This window comes from Serratia sp. BNK-23, from assembly GCF_047456145.1.
Taxonomy (GTDB): Bacteria; Pseudomonadota; Gammaproteobacteria; order Enterobacterales; family Enterobacteriaceae; genus Serratia; species Serratia nematodiphila.
The window spans coordinates 3,261,743-3,278,434 of record NZ_CP179900.1 but is presented as its reverse complement, the minus strand read 5'-3'; the positions used below and the strand labels follow the sequence as shown (position 1 = coordinate 3,278,434).

The 16,692-nt window shown below is 59.5% G+C and carries 16 protein-coding genes; 10 read left to right on the top strand and 6 right to left on the bottom strand.

Translation table 11 applies throughout. The annotated features are described in order from the left end of the window. Positions 1-31: 31 nt before the first annotated feature. Both ACMGF9_RS15600 and ACMGF9_RS15595 read right to left on the bottom strand, forming a co-directional pair. Positions 32-1,177 carry a trans-sulfuration enzyme family protein gene (locus ACMGF9_RS15600; RefSeq protein ID WP_015377268.1) on the bottom strand — a complete coding sequence of 382 codons (1,146 nt, stop codon included), beginning with the start codon at positions 1,175-1,177 and terminating at the stop codon, positions 32-34. A gap of 12 nt (positions 1,178-1,189) precedes the next feature. Next, entirely contained in the window at positions 1,190-2,557 is a 1,368-nt protein-coding gene (locus tag ACMGF9_RS15595; RefSeq protein ID WP_021504375.1) for a pyridoxal-phosphate dependent enzyme, read from the bottom strand. A 467-nt stretch (positions 2,558-3,024) separates the two neighbouring features. Between ACMGF9_RS15595 and ACMGF9_RS15590 the strand changes: the two genes are divergently transcribed. After that, positions 3,025-4,230, top strand: a complete 1,206-nt coding sequence (locus ACMGF9_RS15590) for a serine hydrolase (RefSeq protein ID WP_015377270.1) — start codon at positions 3,025-3,027, stop codon at positions 4,228-4,230. A 94-nt stretch (positions 4,231-4,324) separates the two neighbouring features. Here ACMGF9_RS15590 and ACMGF9_RS15585 read toward each other — a convergent pair whose 3' ends face one another. The 3 genes from ACMGF9_RS15585 to ACMGF9_RS15575 form a co-directional block, all read right to left on the bottom strand. Further along, positions 4,325-4,816, bottom strand: coding sequence for a fimbrial protein (locus ACMGF9_RS15585; protein WP_226882947.1), 492 nt, complete (start codon positions 4,814-4,816; stop codon positions 4,325-4,327). A gap of 19 nt (positions 4,817-4,835) precedes the next feature. Continuing rightward, the gene (locus ACMGF9_RS15580) at positions 4,836-5,642 is read right to left on the bottom strand and encodes a fimbrial protein (protein ID WP_021504374.1); all 807 of its coding nucleotides are present in this window, start codon (positions 5,640-5,642) and stop codon (positions 4,836-4,838) included. 243 nt (positions 5,643-5,885) lie between these two features. Beyond that, complete coding sequence (locus ACMGF9_RS15575) at positions 5,886-6,215, bottom strand: hypothetical protein (RefSeq protein WP_075684364.1); 330 nt, start codon at positions 6,213-6,215, stop codon at positions 5,886-5,888. 663 nt (positions 6,216-6,878) lie between these two features. Between ACMGF9_RS15575 and ACMGF9_RS15570 the strand changes: the two genes are divergently transcribed. From ACMGF9_RS15570 to ACMGF9_RS15530, 9 genes are all read left to right on the top strand, one after another. Next, the gene (locus tag ACMGF9_RS15570) at positions 6,879-7,400 is read left to right on the top strand and encodes a fimbrial protein (protein WP_004938731.1); all 522 of its coding nucleotides are present in this window, start codon (positions 6,879-6,881) and stop codon (positions 7,398-7,400) included. 78 nt (positions 7,401-7,478) lie between these two features. Continuing rightward, the gene (locus ACMGF9_RS15565) at positions 7,479-8,015 is read left to right on the top strand and encodes a fimbrial protein (RefSeq protein WP_015377273.1); all 537 of its coding nucleotides are present in this window, start codon (positions 7,479-7,481) and stop codon (positions 8,013-8,015) included. A gap of 47 nt (positions 8,016-8,062) precedes the next feature. After that, a complete protein-coding gene (locus ACMGF9_RS15560; RefSeq protein ID WP_080392969.1) occupies positions 8,063-10,597 on the top strand; it encodes an outer membrane usher protein in 2,535 nt (844 codons plus the stop codon). 81 nt (positions 10,598-10,678) lie between these two features. Further along, complete coding sequence (locus ACMGF9_RS15555; protein WP_414160313.1) at positions 10,679-11,443, top strand: fimbria/pilus periplasmic chaperone; 765 nt, start codon at positions 10,679-10,681, stop codon at positions 11,441-11,443. A 74-nt stretch (positions 11,444-11,517) separates the two neighbouring features. Continuing rightward, positions 11,518-12,156, top strand: a complete 639-nt coding sequence (locus ACMGF9_RS15550; protein ID WP_261438433.1) for a fimbrial protein — start codon at positions 11,518-11,520, stop codon at positions 12,154-12,156. 50 nt (positions 12,157-12,206) lie between these two features. Then, complete coding sequence (locus tag ACMGF9_RS15545) at positions 12,207-12,761, top strand: fimbrial protein (RefSeq protein WP_261438429.1); 555 nt, start codon at positions 12,207-12,209, stop codon at positions 12,759-12,761. Positions 12,762-12,785: 24 nt separating this feature from the next. Next, complete coding sequence (locus ACMGF9_RS15540; protein WP_261438428.1) at positions 12,786-13,208, top strand: hypothetical protein; 423 nt, start codon at positions 12,786-12,788, stop codon at positions 13,206-13,208. Beyond that, positions 13,205-14,593 (top strand): FKBP-type peptidyl-prolyl cis-trans isomerase N-terminal domain-containing protein, encoded by a 1,389-nt coding sequence (locus ACMGF9_RS15535; RefSeq protein WP_414160312.1) that lies wholly within the window; start codon positions 13,205-13,207, stop codon positions 14,591-14,593. The genes ACMGF9_RS15540 and ACMGF9_RS15535 overlap by 4 nt, the downstream gene beginning before the upstream one ends. After that, positions 14,590-15,255, top strand: coding sequence for a helix-turn-helix transcriptional regulator (locus ACMGF9_RS15530; protein WP_021504367.1), 666 nt, complete (start codon positions 14,590-14,592; stop codon positions 15,253-15,255). Before ACMGF9_RS15535 ends, ACMGF9_RS15530 begins: the two co-directional genes overlap by 4 nt. Before the next feature lie 54 nt (positions 15,256-15,309). Here ACMGF9_RS15530 and ACMGF9_RS15525 read toward each other — a convergent pair whose 3' ends face one another. After that, positions 15,310-16,677 (bottom strand): L-serine ammonia-lyase, encoded by a 1,368-nt coding sequence (locus tag ACMGF9_RS15525; protein WP_015377281.1) that lies wholly within the window; start codon positions 16,675-16,677, stop codon positions 15,310-15,312. Positions 16,678-16,692: the final 15 nt, after the last annotated feature.

Below are 16,692 nucleotides of genomic sequence, written 5' to 3'. Positions count from 1 at the left end.
CGGCCGGGCTGATCGAGCGCTGATGCGGCGATTATTCCGCCAGCGCCTGCTGCAGATCGGCGATCAGATCTTCCACATCTTCAATCCCCACCGACAGGCGCACCAGCTGCGGCGTGATGCCGGTTGCCAGGCGCTGTTCCAGCGGAATGGAGGCGTGCGTCATGCTGAACGGCTGGCTGATCAGGCTTTCCACGCCGCCCAGGCTTTCCGCCAGGGTGAACAGGCGCGAACGCTGGATGACCCGGCGCGCATAGGCGTCGTCGCCTTTCAGCCGTACCGAGATCATGCCGCCGAAGCGCGTCATCTGGCGCGCCGCCAGCTCGTGCTGCGGGTGGCTCGGCAGGCCGGGATAGTAGACGTTTTCCACCTGCGGCTGGCTCTCCAGCCACTGGGCGATGCGCAGCGCGCTGTCGCTGTGACGCTGCATGCGCAGCGCCAGGGTGCGGACGCCGCGCAGCGTCAGGAAGCTGCTGAACGGATCGAGAATGCCGCCGACCGCGTTTTGCAGGAAACCGAGCTGTTCCGCCAGCGCCGGGTTATCGCCCACCGCCGCGACGCCGGCCACCACGTCGGAGTGGCCGTTGAGGTATTTGGTGGCGGAGTGCACCACCACGTCAAAGCCCAGATCCAGCGGGCGTTGCAGATACGGCGAGGCGAAGGTGTTGTCCGCCACGCTGATGAGCTGGTGCTTTTTGGCGATCGCGGCGATGGCGCTCAGATCCGCCAGCTTGAGCAGCGGGTTGGTCGGCGTTTCGACCCAGATCATTTTAGTGTCCGGCTCGATCGCCTGTTCCAGCCCGGCGAGATCCGCCGGCGCCACGTAGGTGACGCGCAGGCCGGCGGTGCGGCTGCGCACTTTTTCCAGCAGGCGATAGGTGCCGCCGTACAGGTCGTCTACCGCGATCAGGTGGCTGTCTTTATCGAGCAGCTCCAGCACCGTGGAGCAGGCCGCCAGGCCGGAGGCGAAGGCGTAACCGCGGCTGCCGCCTTCCAGTTCGGCGATGGCGCTTTCCAGCGCGGTGCGCGTCGGGTTGGCGCTGCGGGAATACTCATAGCCGGTATGCTCGCCCGGCGCCGGTTGGGCGTAGGTAGAGGTGGCGTAAATCGCCGGCATCACTGCGCCGGTCGCATCCGGGGTGTAACCGGCGTGAACGGTCAACGTATCAAACTTGGCCATAATGGGTCCTTATTAACGTAATTTTTGGCGCCAGGCGTTAAGCACGTCTGTGCGGGTAATCAGGCCGAGGAAGCGCTCGCCGTCGAGCACCACCGCGACGTGGCCATGGTTGAAGGTGGCCTGTAATTCCTCGTAGCCGGCTTCCTTTTGCAGCGTATGAACCTGTTTGGTCATCGCGCTGCCGGCCGGCAGGCTGAAGTGGGCGGCGTCGGCCTGGACGGCGTTCAGCAGGTCCCACTCATCGATCAGACCGACCACCCGATCGCCTTCCAGCACCGGCAGCTGCGAGATGTCGTACAGCCGCATGCGGGCGTGCACGATCGCCAACGTGTCGTCCGGCGCGGCGGAAACGGCGGCGCCCTCGTCGTGGCGGTAGGCGATCAGATCGCGCAGATCGCCGTGCTGTGGCTTGCTCAGCAGGCCCTGTTCCAGCATCCAGTGATCGTTATACATTTTAGACAGGTATTTGTTGCCGCTGTCGCAGACGAAGGTCACCACTCGCTTGGGTTCGGTCTGTGCGCGGCAGTAACGCAATGCGGCGGCCAGCAGGGTGCCGGTGGACGATCCCGCCAGCACGCCTTCCTTGCGCAGCAGATCGCGCGCAGTGGTGAAGGCTTCTGCGTCGCCGATGCGGTAAGCGTTACGGACCTGGTCAAAGTCGCTGAGCGGCGGGACGAAGTCTTCGCCGATGCCTTCCACCAGCCAACTGCCCGCTTCGCCGACTTGGCCGTGGTCGAGATAGTCCGCCAGAATAGAGCCGGCAGGGTCGGCCAGCACGAATTCCGTCTGCGGCGAAACCTCGGCGAAATAGCGGCTCAGCCCGCCCAGCGTGCCGCCGGAGCCGACGCCGACCACGATGGCGTCCACGTCATGCTCCATCTGCCGCCACAGTTCGGGCGCCGTGGTGGTGGTATGGGCCGCCGGGTTGGCCGGATTATTGAACTGGTCGATATAAAAAGCGCCGGGGATCTCTTCCGCCAGGCGTTTGGCGTAATCCTGGTAGTAAGCCGGATGCCCTTTGCCGACGTCCGAACGGGTCAGCAGCACTTCCACCCCCAGCGCGCGCAGGTGGAAGATCTTCTCGCGGCTCATCTTGTCCGGCACCACCAGCAGCAGCTTATAGCCTTTCAGCGCCGCCACCAGCGCCAACCCCAGGCCGGTATTGCCGGCGGTGGCTTCGATGATGGTGCCTCCTGGCTGCAGTTTGCCGTCGCGCTCGGCCTGTTCGATCATCGACAGCGCCACGCGGTCTTTGATCGAACCGCCGGGATTTTGGTTCTCCAGCTTGACGAACAGCCGGCACGGGCCGGTATCGAACTGGGTCAGTTCCAGCATCGGGGTATTGCCAATCATCTCGATGACGGAATGGGGGATCGCCATGACTCATCTCCAGGATTATTCGGTATAAAAGTCGTTGTGCGGATGATAGCGCTGAGGATAAGCGCTTTAAAAAGAACAAATAGCGGTTCTATATGCCATTATGGAATATATTAATCTTTTTTAGACGTATGGAAGCGCAGATGTTTAGCGGTGCAGATGCTTGGCCGTGTAGCCGTGGGTAGATGCGAAAATGCGCGTCGCGATGCTTTTTTGAACGATAAGTGCGTGCCTGCGTACAGTTATGTAAAAATGCTGAAAATTCACGCTAAACCCTGCAAAAATAAGATAAATCACATAAACTCACAGCAAGGGCATTTTCGGTGCGTTGCGTTACCCATTACGGGCGCCGCAGGGGGTTGCAGCCGGCACGCGCGCACCGGGCCACTCTCGCTGGTTGGCTTAAAACGTGAACATGTTTGAAAGTTAACGCTATTTCAATGGTTTTGAATGGACACTCTGGCGACGTCATGATGAAAAAAAACTTATCCACTTCCCTGAAAAAACTGACCTTCAGCGTAGGCATCCTGTTGCTGGCCGCCCCGGCCGTGCACGCGGCCGAGCCGCCGGCGCCGCCGCAGGTAGACGCCAAGGCCTTCATTCTGATGGATTACAACAGCGGTAAGGTGCTGACCGAAGGCAATGCCGATACGCGTCTCGATCCCGCCAGCCTGACCAAGATCATGTCCAGCTACGTGATCGGCCAGGCGATCAAGGCCGGCAAGATCAAGCCGGAAGACATGGTCACCGTCGGCAAAGACGCCTGGGCGCCCGGTAACCCGGCGCTGCGCGGCTCTTCGCTGATGTTCATCAAGCCGGGCGATCAGGTGCCGGTGCTGGAACTGAATAAGGGCATCGTGATCCAGTCCGGCAACGACGCCAGCATCGCGCTGGCGGACTACGTGGCGGGCAGCCAGGATTCGTTCGTTGGCCTGATGAACAACTACGCCAAATCTCTGGGGCTGCAGAATACCCACTTCCTGACGGTGCATGGTCTGGATGCGGAAGGGCAGTACAGCACCGCGCGCGACATGGCGCTGCTGAGCCAGGCGCTGATCCGCGACGTGCCGGACGAATACGCGCTGCATAAAGAGAAAGAGTTCACCTTTAACAAGATCCGCCAGATTAACCGCAACCGTCTGCTGTGGAGCAGCAACCTGAACGTCGACGGCATCAAGACCGGTTACACCAGCGGCGCCGGCCACAACCTGGTGGCGTCCGCCACCGACGGCCCGATGCGTCTGATCTCGGTGGTTTTAGGCGCGCCGAGCGATCGCGTGCGCTTTAGCGAAAGCGAAAAGCTGCTGACCTGGGGCTTCCGCTTCTATGAAACCGCGACGCCGATCAAGGCCGATAAGCCGTTCGTCACCCAGAAAGTGTGGTTCGGCGACGTCAGCGAAGTGCCGCTCGGCGTGGCGAAAGACGCCTCGGTCACCATTCCGAAAGGGCAGATGAAAAACCTGAAGGCCAGCTACAAGCTGACCCAACCGACGCTGGAAGCGCCGCTGGCGAAAAACCAGGTGGTCGGCACCATCGATTTCCAGCTGGACGGCAAAACCATCGAGCAGCACCCGCTGGTGGCGATGCAAGAGGTAAAAGAGGGCAACTTCTTCAGCCGCATCTGGGATATGGTGATGATGAAGCTGAGCCAGTGGTTCGGCGGGATCTTCGGCTGAATGCCCTGACACCGCTGCCGCATCGTCGCGTGCGGTTCCTGAAAAAGCCGCAACCTTCCGTTGCGGCTTTTTCATTTTCAGCATCCGTGGCGTTTCAGAAATAGTCCACCAGCATGGTGGCTCCGCTGGAGAAGTCACCTTCCGCCAGGGTGACGGCGCTGTTTTTCACCGGCACCGCATCAAGCGTCGGCGGATTGGCGTAATCGATGTTCAGCGGCGTATTGATGGCGAAAGCCTTGCCGTTGGCCAGCAGTTTGATGCCCAGCCCATTGACGCTGCTGTTCAACACGCTGCTGTCAAAGGCCGCCGCGCTGCCCATGATCTTCATTTTCAGCTGGCGGCTGTTATCCAGAAACTCACACTTGATGCTGTAATCGATGCGTTGCATATAGCGATTACCGTCGATACGTTTGATGCCGACCTTGCCAAAGTCGATATCGATGGTGCGCCCGTCGTTGATCACGCAAGGCGGAGGCGCCACCACGGTGGCGGTGATACTGACCTTGGTGCCCTGGTCGGCGGCCTGGGGGGCGGCGCTGATCACACCCAGCGTAAACAGCAGAGCGCAACGCGTTTTCCTCGTCATGTTCATTCTGGCTCCCGTCTCAAGGTGCGCTGAAGATCAGCGTGGCCGAGCCTGACATCGGACCGGTGGCGATGCTGGTGTAAGGCACATTGTTCTTCACTGGCACAAAGGTGACGGTGTCGTTGCCCAGCCCGTTGACGATGCGCGTTCTGAACGTATTGTTGGGTTTCACCACCGCGCCATTGTGCACCATGGCTACGCCGACATTAGGATTGGAGGTCTTGATGAAATCGCTGGAGAAGCCGCTGGCATCGCTGACCATGCGAACCAAAATGTCTTGTGTCGCGCTCTGATCGTCACACCGGTAGCTGAGCGCCTTGTCCTGTTTGATTTGGGCGTCGATGGCGCTCTGCGTGAGAAAGTCCTGGCGGATCTGACCGAAGTCGACGTTAATCTGCTGGCCGTTGTTGATAGTGCAACTGGTGGTGACGAAGTAGGCGTCGTTGTCGGCGATCAGGCGCCACCGGTAAGGCCCACATTTTGGGCAACCTGACTGGTCATTTTTTTGTTCAAAGTTGATTTGGCCGATGACGTCGCCCTTGTTCACCTTGATATCCTGCGTCGGCGAACGGTTGAGCACGATGTAAACCCTGATGGAAATGCTGGCACTGTTTAGGCCGGTAATCGTCATCACCTGGATACCTGATTGGATCGGGGATAAGTAGTCGGTGCCGTTGATTGTCATACCGTTGGCAAGCGTACCGAAAATGGCGGTGTTCATCGTCAACGCCGGGCTGCCGGTGAGTAAAATATCTTTCCAGTTGGCGACGTCGTTTTTACAGGTCACCTGGCTGACGTTGACGATTTCATTTTTCCCGATGGACAATTCAGGGCCTATCTTTACCCTGACGTCGACCGGCGTCATTGAACCACCCTGACCAATGTTCCCGCCGTCGGAGGTTTTACAGGTAAATGCATTGGCGTTACCAATGAGGACGAAAAAAGATAATGCCAGGCAGTGTTGTAAAAATAGGATGGTTGTTTTTCTCACAATAATATCCCGATTATATAGTGTCATTTGGCTAGGTGCCGCCACGAAATAAGGCTAATTAGGCTGACTGTGCCGGCGTTATTCCGTTAAATGAGAATAAGGCGCATCTATTCCTGATATTTCCTTGTTGTCAGCTGGCAGTAGGGCGGTGGGGTACCACCTCAACGAGTTGTTGATGGAGCCGTCCGTTACGAGCACTTCTTGTTTGGCGACGAGTTCCAACAGCAGTAGCCGGGCGCGGTAAACGCCGACGTTGACGGCGTTGGCCAGTTGCCGGGTAGACAACCACAGATGCTGAGGTGGCAGTCCGGTGTCGGGACATTGACGGGGCGACTGCGCGAATAATGTTTGCAGCAGATCGTGCTGCAATTGCCGTATTTCCTTTTGTTTTGGAGATAACGCTTCCATAGCACTTCCTCTGTATTTCGATTGCTGTATTCCTAAGAAAAAACAAAGTTTCACTGCCTACCAATAACGAGGTAAATCGCGAATCAAGAAAAATCCTATCTATTTATCAGGATTGAAAAAAAGGGGTTTCCCACTCCATTTCTACCTGTTTGCAGGCTGGGGGAGTGTCACGCAGAAACCTAAAGTTTTGGTTTATTATATTCACAAAGAGCGGCTTTGCGATCTGATTAATTGTGAAACAGAGAAAAACAGGATATTGCACTATAAAAGTATTTTTTACGATCTATGAGCCTAAAAATAACACTAAATTAACTTTAATTAGGAAATAAATTGCGAATGTTCGTCTTGATCAAAAAAAGACTTTTTTTGCTGGTGGGCATTTGCCAGAATATTCACCGCCAGACAAGAAGGGCGGATTAGAAAGTATTGGTCTCTGCTTGTTGTGATTTCGTTTATTTTTATATGACGAATTCATTAATGGGTAGACCGCTGCAGACTTGCCGTTATCGACGTATCTATTGTCGGTTTCTTTGGTTTTGGCAGTTAACCAACCAGCAAGATGCTAAAGAATCAGGGCTGCGCATATATAAGCGCGAGCAGATTTCCTGTTGCTCTTTTTCTTGATTGGAATATGCATTTTTTCTTATAAGGAATATAGGTTCTATGAAACTTAACAAAATCATGATGGCTGCAGTGATTGCATTTGGCGCAAGTTCTTTTGCACAGGCAGCCGATCAGGGACACGGTAAAGTGACCTTCACGGGTTCTATTATTGATGCGCCATGCTCTATTGCACCCGAGTCGATCGATCAGACCGTAGATCTGGGCCAGGTTTCTAACGTGGCGTTGAAAAACGGCGGCAAATCCAACCCGCGTCCGTTTGAAATCAAGCTGGAGCAGTGTGATACCACTACGCTGAAAACCGTTAAAACCACCTTCAGCGGCATTGCGTCGTCAACCAACAAAGATCTGTTGGGTATCGCGGGGACCGCCAGCGGCGCCGGCGTAGCAATCACTTATGGCGGCCAGCCGATCAAACTGGGTCAGGCGACTGCGGCACAGACGCTGAATACTGGCAACAACAGCCTGAACTTCGCCGCTTACCTGCAGGGTGAAGGCGCTTCCGCAGCCATCGTTCCGGGCGATTTCACCGCCGTAGCCGACTTCACTCTGGCTTATCAGTAAGTGAGACCGCAGGCTTAATCAACCAGGCATGGGGCACGCCGCATGCCTGGTGACTCTCTGTGTCAAAGGAATGTCGCGATGTTTTTTTCACGGAATCGGGCGAGTGCCGTTCTTTTGGCGTCGTTGGCGTTTGCGCCCGGCAGTGCAATTTCCGCCGCACAGGGGTGGGGCAAAGTCAGTATGCACGGCGCCATTATCGACACGGCCTGCGCCATTGCCGCCGGCAGCCGCGATCAGACAATCGATATGGACACGCTTCCTATCGGACAGATCATTCGTGACGGCCAGGGAATGACTAAACCTTTCAGTATTGAATTGGTTAATTGCATTTTGGAACGTCCGGAAAACAAGCCTGATTGGAAATTCTTTCAGGTCACGTTTGATGGTTTGGCGGAAGGCGCTTTGTTTGGCGTACAGGGCGATGCGCGCGGCATCGCATTGAAGATAAAAGACAGCCGCGGCAGGCCGGTTATTCCAGGGGAGCCGTTGCCGATGGAGGGAATAATACCGGGCAACCGAGTGCTGAATTATTCCATGACGTTAATGCCGAATCACCAGCCGTTGAAGGTGGGAGCGTATTTTTCCACAGTGCGTTTTAAGCTGGATTATTTTTGATTTTTTTTTCGTACTGACGGTTAATTCGTTATTGAAAGGACTTTATTATGCTTTCACCGGCAGGGAAGTTATTTCGTCTTCAGGCCTTGGGGCTTTGTGTCGCCCTTTCTCTGGGAAATCCGATCGCGTTGGTTTATGCCGCCGACGTTATTCAATTCAATACTGACGTCTTGGACATCAACGATCGTAAAAATATCGATCTGAGCCAATTTACGCGCAGCGGCTACATCATGCCGGGCGTTTATACCATGGTGGTGCACGTCAATAAGAACGATCTGGCGGAACAGCCGGTGACGTTTATGGCGCCCGAGAACGATCCTAAAGGCAGCGAAGCCTGTCTTTCGCCGGAGTTGGTCAACCAACTGGGGCTGAAAGAAAAGCTGTTAAGTACGCTGAACTGGACGCACGGCGGCCGTTGCCTTGACGCCTCCAGCCTGGCAGGGATGGAAGCCCGCGGCGATCTTGCCAGCTCCTCGCTGTACCTCAACATTCCTCAGGCCTATCTGGAATACAGCTCGGAAAACTGGGACCCGCCTTCGCGCTGGGATGACGGTATTCCCGGGCTGCTGTTTGACTATAACGTCAATGCTCAAACGCAAAAACATCAGAAAGGCGGCAGCAGTTACAGCCTGAGCGGCAACGGCACCGGCGGCGCCAATCTGGGCGCCTGGCGTCTACGCGCCGACTGGCAGGCTAATCTCAGCCATCAGACCGGTTCTTCTCAGTCGACCGACAAACAGTTCGACTGGAGCCGCTATTACGCCTACCGGGCTATTCCGGCGCTGCGCTCGCGGCTGACGATGGGGGAGGATTATCTGAACTCCGACATTTTCGACAGCCTGCGCTTTACCGGCGTCAGTCTGCGATCCGACGACAGCATGTTGCCGCCCAACCTGCGCGGCTATGCGCCGGAAGTGACGGGCGTGGCGAAAACCAACGCCAAGGTGGTGGTCAGCCAACAGGGGCGCGTGCTGTATGAGACGCAGGTGGCGGCGGGGCCATTCCGCATTCAGGACATCAACGACGCGGTTTCCGGCGAGCTGGACGTACGCGTCGAAGAGCAAGACGGCAGCGTGCAGGCGTTCAAGATGAATACCGCCAACATCCCTTATCTGACGCGACCGGGTACGGTGCGTTACAAGCTGGCGACGGGCAAGCCGTCGGAGTGGGGGCATCACCTGCGCGGGCCGATGTTCGGCACCGGTGAGTTCTCCTGGGGCATCAGCAACGGCTGGTCGCTGTACGGCGGGGGCATCGCCGGTGGCGATTACAACGCGCTGTCGCTGGGGATCGGGCGCGATCTGATGGCGCTGGGGGCGTTGTCGTTCGATGCCACGCAGTCGCGTGCGCGCTTGCCGCAGGAGGGCGCTCTGACCGGTGGTTCGTACCGGTTGAGCTATTCGAAGAACTTCGACCAGTACGACAGCCAGATCACCTTCGCCGGCTACCGCTTCTCCCAGGAGGACTTCATGAGCATGGGGGACTACCTCGATGCGCGTTACGAAGGGGGACGCAGCGGCAAGAGCAAGGAGATGTACACCATCACCTTCAACAAACAGTTCCGCGATCTGGGGCTCAGCACCTATCTCAACTACAGCCACCAAACCTATTGGGATCGGGCGCCGAACGATCGTTACAACCTGATGGTATCGCGCTACTTCGATATCGGCGATTTCAAGAACGTCAGCGTATCGCTGTCGGCCTATCGCAACCGTTACAACGAGCGCAATGACGACGGGATGTACCTGTCGCTGTCGCTGCCCTGGGGCAGCGCCGGGACGCTCAGTTACAACATGACGCTCGATCGCGAAGAGAACGCCCATCGGGTCGGTTACTACAACCGGGTCGATGAACACAACAACTATCAGATCAGCGCCGGCGCCGCACGCAGCGGGGCGACGGCCAGCGGCTATTACAGCCATCAGGGCGATATGGCGCAGATCAACGCCAATGCCAGCTACCAGGCCGGCCGTTACAGCGCTGTCGGCATCGGCGCGCAGGGCGGCCTGACGATGGCGGCGGAAGGGGCGGTGCTGCACCGGGTCAATACGCCGGGCGGCACGCGCTTGCTGCTGGATACCGAAGGTGTCGCCGGCGTGCCGGTGCGCGGCTACGGCAGTACGGTGCTGACCAACCGTTACGGCAAAGCGGTGGTGGCGGATGTAAACAGCTACTACCGCAATAAGGCCAGCATCGATCTCAATAGCCTGAGCGACAACGTCGAGGCGACGCGTTCCGTGGTGCAGGCCACGTTGACCGAGGGGGCCATCGGCTACCGCAAGTTTGAGGTGATAGCCGGCGAGAAGGCGATGGCGATCGTCAAACTGGCGGACGGCAGCGAGCCGCCGTTCGGCGCCACGGTGCTGAATGCCCGCAAACAGGAGACCGGCATCATCAATGACGGCGGCAGCGTTTACCTGTCCGGCCTCAACCCCGGCGAGCGCATGCGCGTGCATTGGAACGGCGCGGCGCAGTGTGAAATCCAGTTGCCGGCGCCGCTGCCGGCCGAAATGCTGATGAACACGCTGCTGCTGCCTTGCCGTCCTTTTGCCGGCAACAAGCCAGCGGCTGACGCCAACTGACTTACACCCGGCGGAGTGCGCTCCGCCGCTAAACCGCCGGGGCGGGATTGCCCGCCTTCGGCCGACTGGAACCGTGAAGACATGATGAATCTGACTATGACCAGAAAGACCGTTTCCCTTGTGGGCCCGCTCGCCGCCGCATTGACGCTCGGCGCGGTCGGCCTGCCCGCTCATGCGGCTATCGCGCTGGATCGCACGCGCGTGATTTTCGACGGCGACCTGAAAACGGTCAGTCTCAACATCAGTAACCAGAACAAACAGTTGCCGTATTTGGCGCAGGGATGGATCGAAGACGATCGCGGCAACAAGATCCAAAGCCCCTTCACCGTGCTGCCGCCGGTGCAGCGGGTGGAGCCGGGCAAACCGAGCCAGGTGAAGATCCAGTCGCTGCCGGCCGCGCGTCAGCTGCCGCAGGACCGGGAGACGCTGTATTACTTCAACCTGCGGGAAATACCGCCGCGGAGCAATAAGCCGAACACGCTGCAGATAGCGTTGCAGACCCGCATCAAAATGTTTTATCGCCCGGCGGCGCTCGCCCCGAAGAAGAACGCGGCGCCGTGGCAGGAGCAGCTGACGCTGACCCGGCAGGGTGACAAGTATGTGGTGAACAACTCGACCCCTTATTACGTGACGATCGTTGAGGCGAGCGCCGGCAAGGGCGGCAAAGGGGCGGCCGGCTTTGAACCGTTGATGGTGGCGCCGAAGGCCAGCGCCCCGCTGAACGTGCCCGCCGCGAGCCTCGGCAACGGTCCGTCGCTGGCGTACATCAACGATTACGGCGGGCGGCCGCAGTTGAACTTCCGCTGCGCCGGCAGTGCCTGCCAGGTCGTGCCGGTCGCCAAATGACGAGCCGCGCGCAAGCAGGGAAGACCGAGTCATGAACACAGCGGAGTGAACGAATCATGCAACGAAAGATCCCCATGCTGTTGGGAAAGGCCTATGAACGTCATCAGCGACGCACTATCGGCCTGACGGTGTTGGCCGCGCTGATGGTGCCGCTGACGGCGGGCACGATGCTGATGCTGATGCCGCCGGCCCGCGCGGTGGACAACTGGGACGTGGAGGGGACGAACGGCACGCTCCACGTCTACGGTGCGTTGACGGAAAGCGCCTGCAGCCTGGAAATGACCACCGCTCGTCAGGAAGTGTGGTTGGGTGAGACGGGAACGGCGCACTTCCAGCGCCCGGGCGATCGCGGCACGCCGGTGGCGTTCGAGCTGACGCTGAAAGACTGTCTGCGGGCGCCGGCGAGCAACCGCGACGCCTGGACCGGGGTGCTGGCCTGGAGCGGCAGCCAGCCTGCGGTGTCCGTGGCGTTTGCCGCGCCGACGGATGACGACGCGCCGGGGTTGGTCAGGGTTGCCGGCGTCACCGGGTTGGGGTTGCAGCTGACGGATGCCAGCGGCCTGCCTGTGCGCCTCGGCGCGCGTAACAAACCGGTATTGCTGACGCCGGGACAAAACACCCTGACGTATACGGTGACGCCGGTGCGCACCCCGGCGACGCTGAGCGCCGGCGCTTACCGTGCGGCGATCGATTTCCGGCTTTACTACGACTAATACGCCGCTTGCGCCCGGTCGGCGCAAGCACAACCAAAGGGAGTGGCGTCATGCGCGCGACAGAGACGAACCGGCGCCGGAGCGCGCTGTTGGGGGCTGGCATGGTCATGGCGGCCGGCATAATGGCGCAGTCGGCGACTGCGGCGGAAAACATGCGCTTTCACGGCATGCTGGTGGCCGAGCCGTGCGTCATTCAGCCAGGGGATGAGGACATTCCGCTGGATTTCGGCACCATCGTCGACAAATACCTGTATCTGAACACCCGCTCCCACAGTCAAACCTTCGCATTGCACCTGACCGAGTGCGATCTCAGCCTGGGCAATACGGTGGCTATCACGTTTACCGGCACCGAAAACGCCAAACTGCCCGGCCTGTTGGCATTGGATGCCGGCAGCCTGGCGTCGGGGATCGGCATCGGGCTGGAAGACAGCAGCGGCAAGGCGCTGCCGCTCAATCGCGCCAGCGATAAATTCCGCCTGAGTGCCGGCAACACCACGCTTACGCTGCAGGCCTATGTGCAAGGGGAACCGGAGGCTATCCAGACGAAGTCCATCGGCCGCGGTACCTTCAGCGCGGTGGCCACTTTTACGTTGGAATACGAATAAGCGTCTACAAGGACAAGAAACGCAATGATGATAAAGCACGTCAATCACGCCCTGCGCATGGGGCTGCTGTGCCTGTTGGCGTTGAGCGCCGCCGCTTGCCAAAGCCAAAAGTCGGGCAAGCCCGCTGTGAACACTAAAAATCAGGTTGTGCAACCTCCGTCAGAAGAGGCTTTGCGCAAGCAGCGTGAGGCCGAACAGCTGCAGCAGTGCCAGCAGCAACTGGGCGCATTGCGCGCGATCGACGAGAAACAGTATCAGCGCTATAAGCAGGCCTTCGACAGCCTGATGAGCGGCGCCTCGCAGTACGCCAGCCTGCGCGCCCGGGTAAACGGTGACACGCAGGAGACGGTGGATGCGCTGTATCGCTACAAGGTCAACTATCTGTGCGCCGGGGTGAATCAGGCGGTGTTGACCGGCTTGGCGGATCGTGGGGAGCAGATTAAATGAGGCTGCGCCTGCTGGGCTGCGTCGCTCTGCTGTTCTCCGGCGTCGCGCTGGCGGACGACGGCGTGCCGGCGCTGCTGCAGTTTGCCGAGCAGTATCAACGGCAAAACATCGTGCCGACGAACGAAAAAGCGGCGCCAGTCGAACGCGAGTCGGGGCAAAAAAAGCGTGAACCCGCGAAGCGCCCGTCGGACAACAATAAGCCAGCCTCACCGGCCAAAGCTTTTACGCTGACCCAGGAATTATTGGCGCGTGACCAACAGCTGGCGCGCCAGCGAATGGAACTGACGATGTTGCGCCAGGAACTCGCCGCGTTGCGGGCGGAGAAAGCGACGCCATCCGTCGCGACGTTGCCCGATTCGTCAACGCTGCAAAAGTGGATCGCCGGATTGGGCACCGCCTGGCGCGGCTCGCCCGACGCGCAGCGCGCCGAGGCGCTGCTGCGTCAGGCGACGCAGGAAACCGCCCAAAGCAGAGCGACGGCGGCGCAGGCCGAACGGCGCGTCACCGAACTTGAGTCTGCCGCGCAGGCATTGGCACAGACGCTTGCACAACGCCAACGCGAGCACCAGGAGGCGTTGAACGCTCTGCGCGCCGCGTTGGAAGAAAGCGAGCAGAAGCGGGCCGGTGAGCAGAAGGCGACTCAGCAGGCGCGCGAAGACCTGCTGGCGTTGCGTAAGCGGCTGCAATGGGAGATGACGCCGGAGCAGTTGAAGGATGATCGCAAGCGTCTGTCCTATGCGGCGGGCAGTGCGCTGGGGCGGGACATTCAGGGGGTAGTGGCGGAGCGTCAAAGTTGGGGCGTGCCGGTGGATCGCGACAGCCTGTTGGCGGGCGTCATCGATAGCGTCTCGGGACGTTTGCGGCTGCCGCCGGATGAACTGAATGCGCTGACGGCGCAAGCGGATGCCAACGCCGTGGCCGTGCGTGAGAAACGCGTTAACGAACAGCGGCGGCGTGATGAAGATTACCTGACGCAGTTCAGTCAACAAAAGGACGTAAAGCAATCGGCGATGGGCTTCTGGTATCGGGTTGATTACGCCGGGGAGGGCGCGCTGGCGCCAACGACGGTGGTTGATGTGGTCGTGAAGGAGACGTTGACCGACGGTACGGTGATCCAGGATATGGAACTGAGCGGCAAGGTGCTGTCGCAACCGTTGTCCGAGTATCCGCCGCTGTTTCGGGAGGCGATAAGCCACCTGCACAACCACGGATCGCTGACGATGGTCGTGCCGCCAGCGCTGGCCTACGGCGAAACCGGCTATCCGCCGAAAGTGCCACCCAACGCCACCATGATTTATGAATTACGCATCGACAACAGCCAGGCGCCGACAAAGGGTGCCCAGGCGGTTAAACGGGAAGCCGGAACGGCGGGGAGGCAGGGATGAACACGATGATAAAAATCGCGCTATTTGATGAAAACCGTTACTTCAGCGCCGGTTGGCAGGAGGCCCTGGCGCTGCACTTCAGCACTTATGGCAAGCGCACGCTGTTACTGGATGCGCAGCAGGTTCACGAAGCCGATCTGGTGTTCTGCTATTTTCCCCCCGGCGTGCAAAGCTGTTTTTGTCACTTCTTTGAGGCGCAGACCGCAGGGCGCAAAACGCTGTATTTCTCGTTGCGAATGCCGGAGGGGCGGCATAAACGCACCGTCGGAAACCGCTGCGCGCTGGAGGCCGGCGTCATCTACCACGATACGCCGTTGGTCTCGGCGCTGTATCAGGTGAGCGCCGAGCTGGAGCGGCGCAGCAAATGGCCGAACCGGCCGGGTTGTGGCAGGAACTGCATATGCCAGCACCGCGGCCTGACGCTGCGCGAACAGGAGATCATGCGCTGTATGACGCGCGAGATGGGGGTGACGCAAATCGCCCGGATGCTGGACATCAGCGTGAAAACCGTCAGCAACCACAAGATGAGCGTGATGCGCAAAATGGGATTCCGGCGTAATGCCGAACTTTACGGTTGGCTGCGGCACAGCGCTCGTCCTGGGGCTGTGGGGCCTCGCGCGGGCATTCAGGTGGGCGTTGCGGCAGGAAAGGATCGCTATTGAAACGGCGCCGGCCAAGTCAGACCGGCCGGCGCCTTTAGTGCCTCGCCGTGGCGATCAGTTACAGGCCACGACCTTGATCGCCAGCCCGCCCTGTGAGGTTTCGCGGTATTTGGCGTTCATGTCTTTGCCGGTTTCGTACATGGTTTCGATCACCTTATCCAGACAAACCCGCGGCTCGCTGGTGCGGCGCATCGCCATGCGCGCGGCGTTGACTGCCTTGACGGCGGAAATGGCGTTGCGTTCGATGCACGGCACCTGAACCTGGCCGGCGAGCGGATCGCAGGTCAGCCCCAAATGGTGCTCCATGGCGATCTCCGCCGCGATACACACCTGCGCCGGGCTGCCGCCCAGCAGCTCGGTCAACCCGGCCGCCGCCATTGAACAGGCCACGCCCACTTCCCCCTGGCAGCCCACTTCGGCGCCGGAGATCGAGGCGTTCATCTTGTACAGCGCACCAATCACCCCGGACGCCAGGAAATAGCGGGTGTAGGAGTTGGCATTCACCGGGCGGATGAACTTGTCGTAGTAGGCCAGTACCGCAGGGATGATGCCGCAGGCGCCGTTGGTCGGCGCGGTGACCACGCGGCCACCGGCGGCGTTCTCTTCGTTGACCGCCAGCGCGAACATGTTGATCCAATCGACCACGTTCATCGGGTCGATATTGTTCTTGTCTCCGGTCACCAGAATGCGGCGCAGCGCGGCGGCGCGGCGCGGCACCTTCATCGGGCCGGGCAGCAAGCCTTCGGTGTTGATGCCGCGCTCGATACCGGCGCTCATCACCTGCCAGACGTCGGCGAAGTGCGCGTCGATATCCGCTTTGCTGCGCAGCGCCAGTTCGTTCTGCATCACCAGGCCGGACAACGACAGCCCGGTCTCTTTGCAATGCTGCTGCAGATCGTGCGCCGATTTGAACGGGTAGGGCACTGGCGTGGCGCCCTCGGTGGATTGGCCGAAGTGCTCTTCGTCGACGATGAAACCGCCGCCGATCGAGTAATAGGTTTTGCTGTGCAGCAAGCGTTCACCGGCGAAGGCGCGGATGCGCATGCCGTTTTCGTGCAGCGGCAGGTTGTCGCTGTGGAAGTTCATGCCGCCGTGCAGCGGGAAATCCACCTCGTGATGGCCGTTGGCCAGCGGCAGGCGGCCGCGCTGTTCGACGTCGCGGATAAAGCCCGGAATGCTGTCGATGTCCACGTCGTGCGGCAGGTTGCCGGCCAGGCCCATGATGATGGCGATGTCGGTGTGGTGGCCTTTACCGGTCAACGACAGCGAACCGTACACGTCGACCACCACGCGGGTAGTGTCCTGCAGCTGCTGGTGGGCGATCAGATCGTCGACGAACTGTTTGCCGGCCTTCATCGGGCCAACGGTGTGGGAGCTGGATGGGCCGATGCCAATTTTGAAAATATCGAAAACGCTGACCATGGTCTCGCCTCCTTC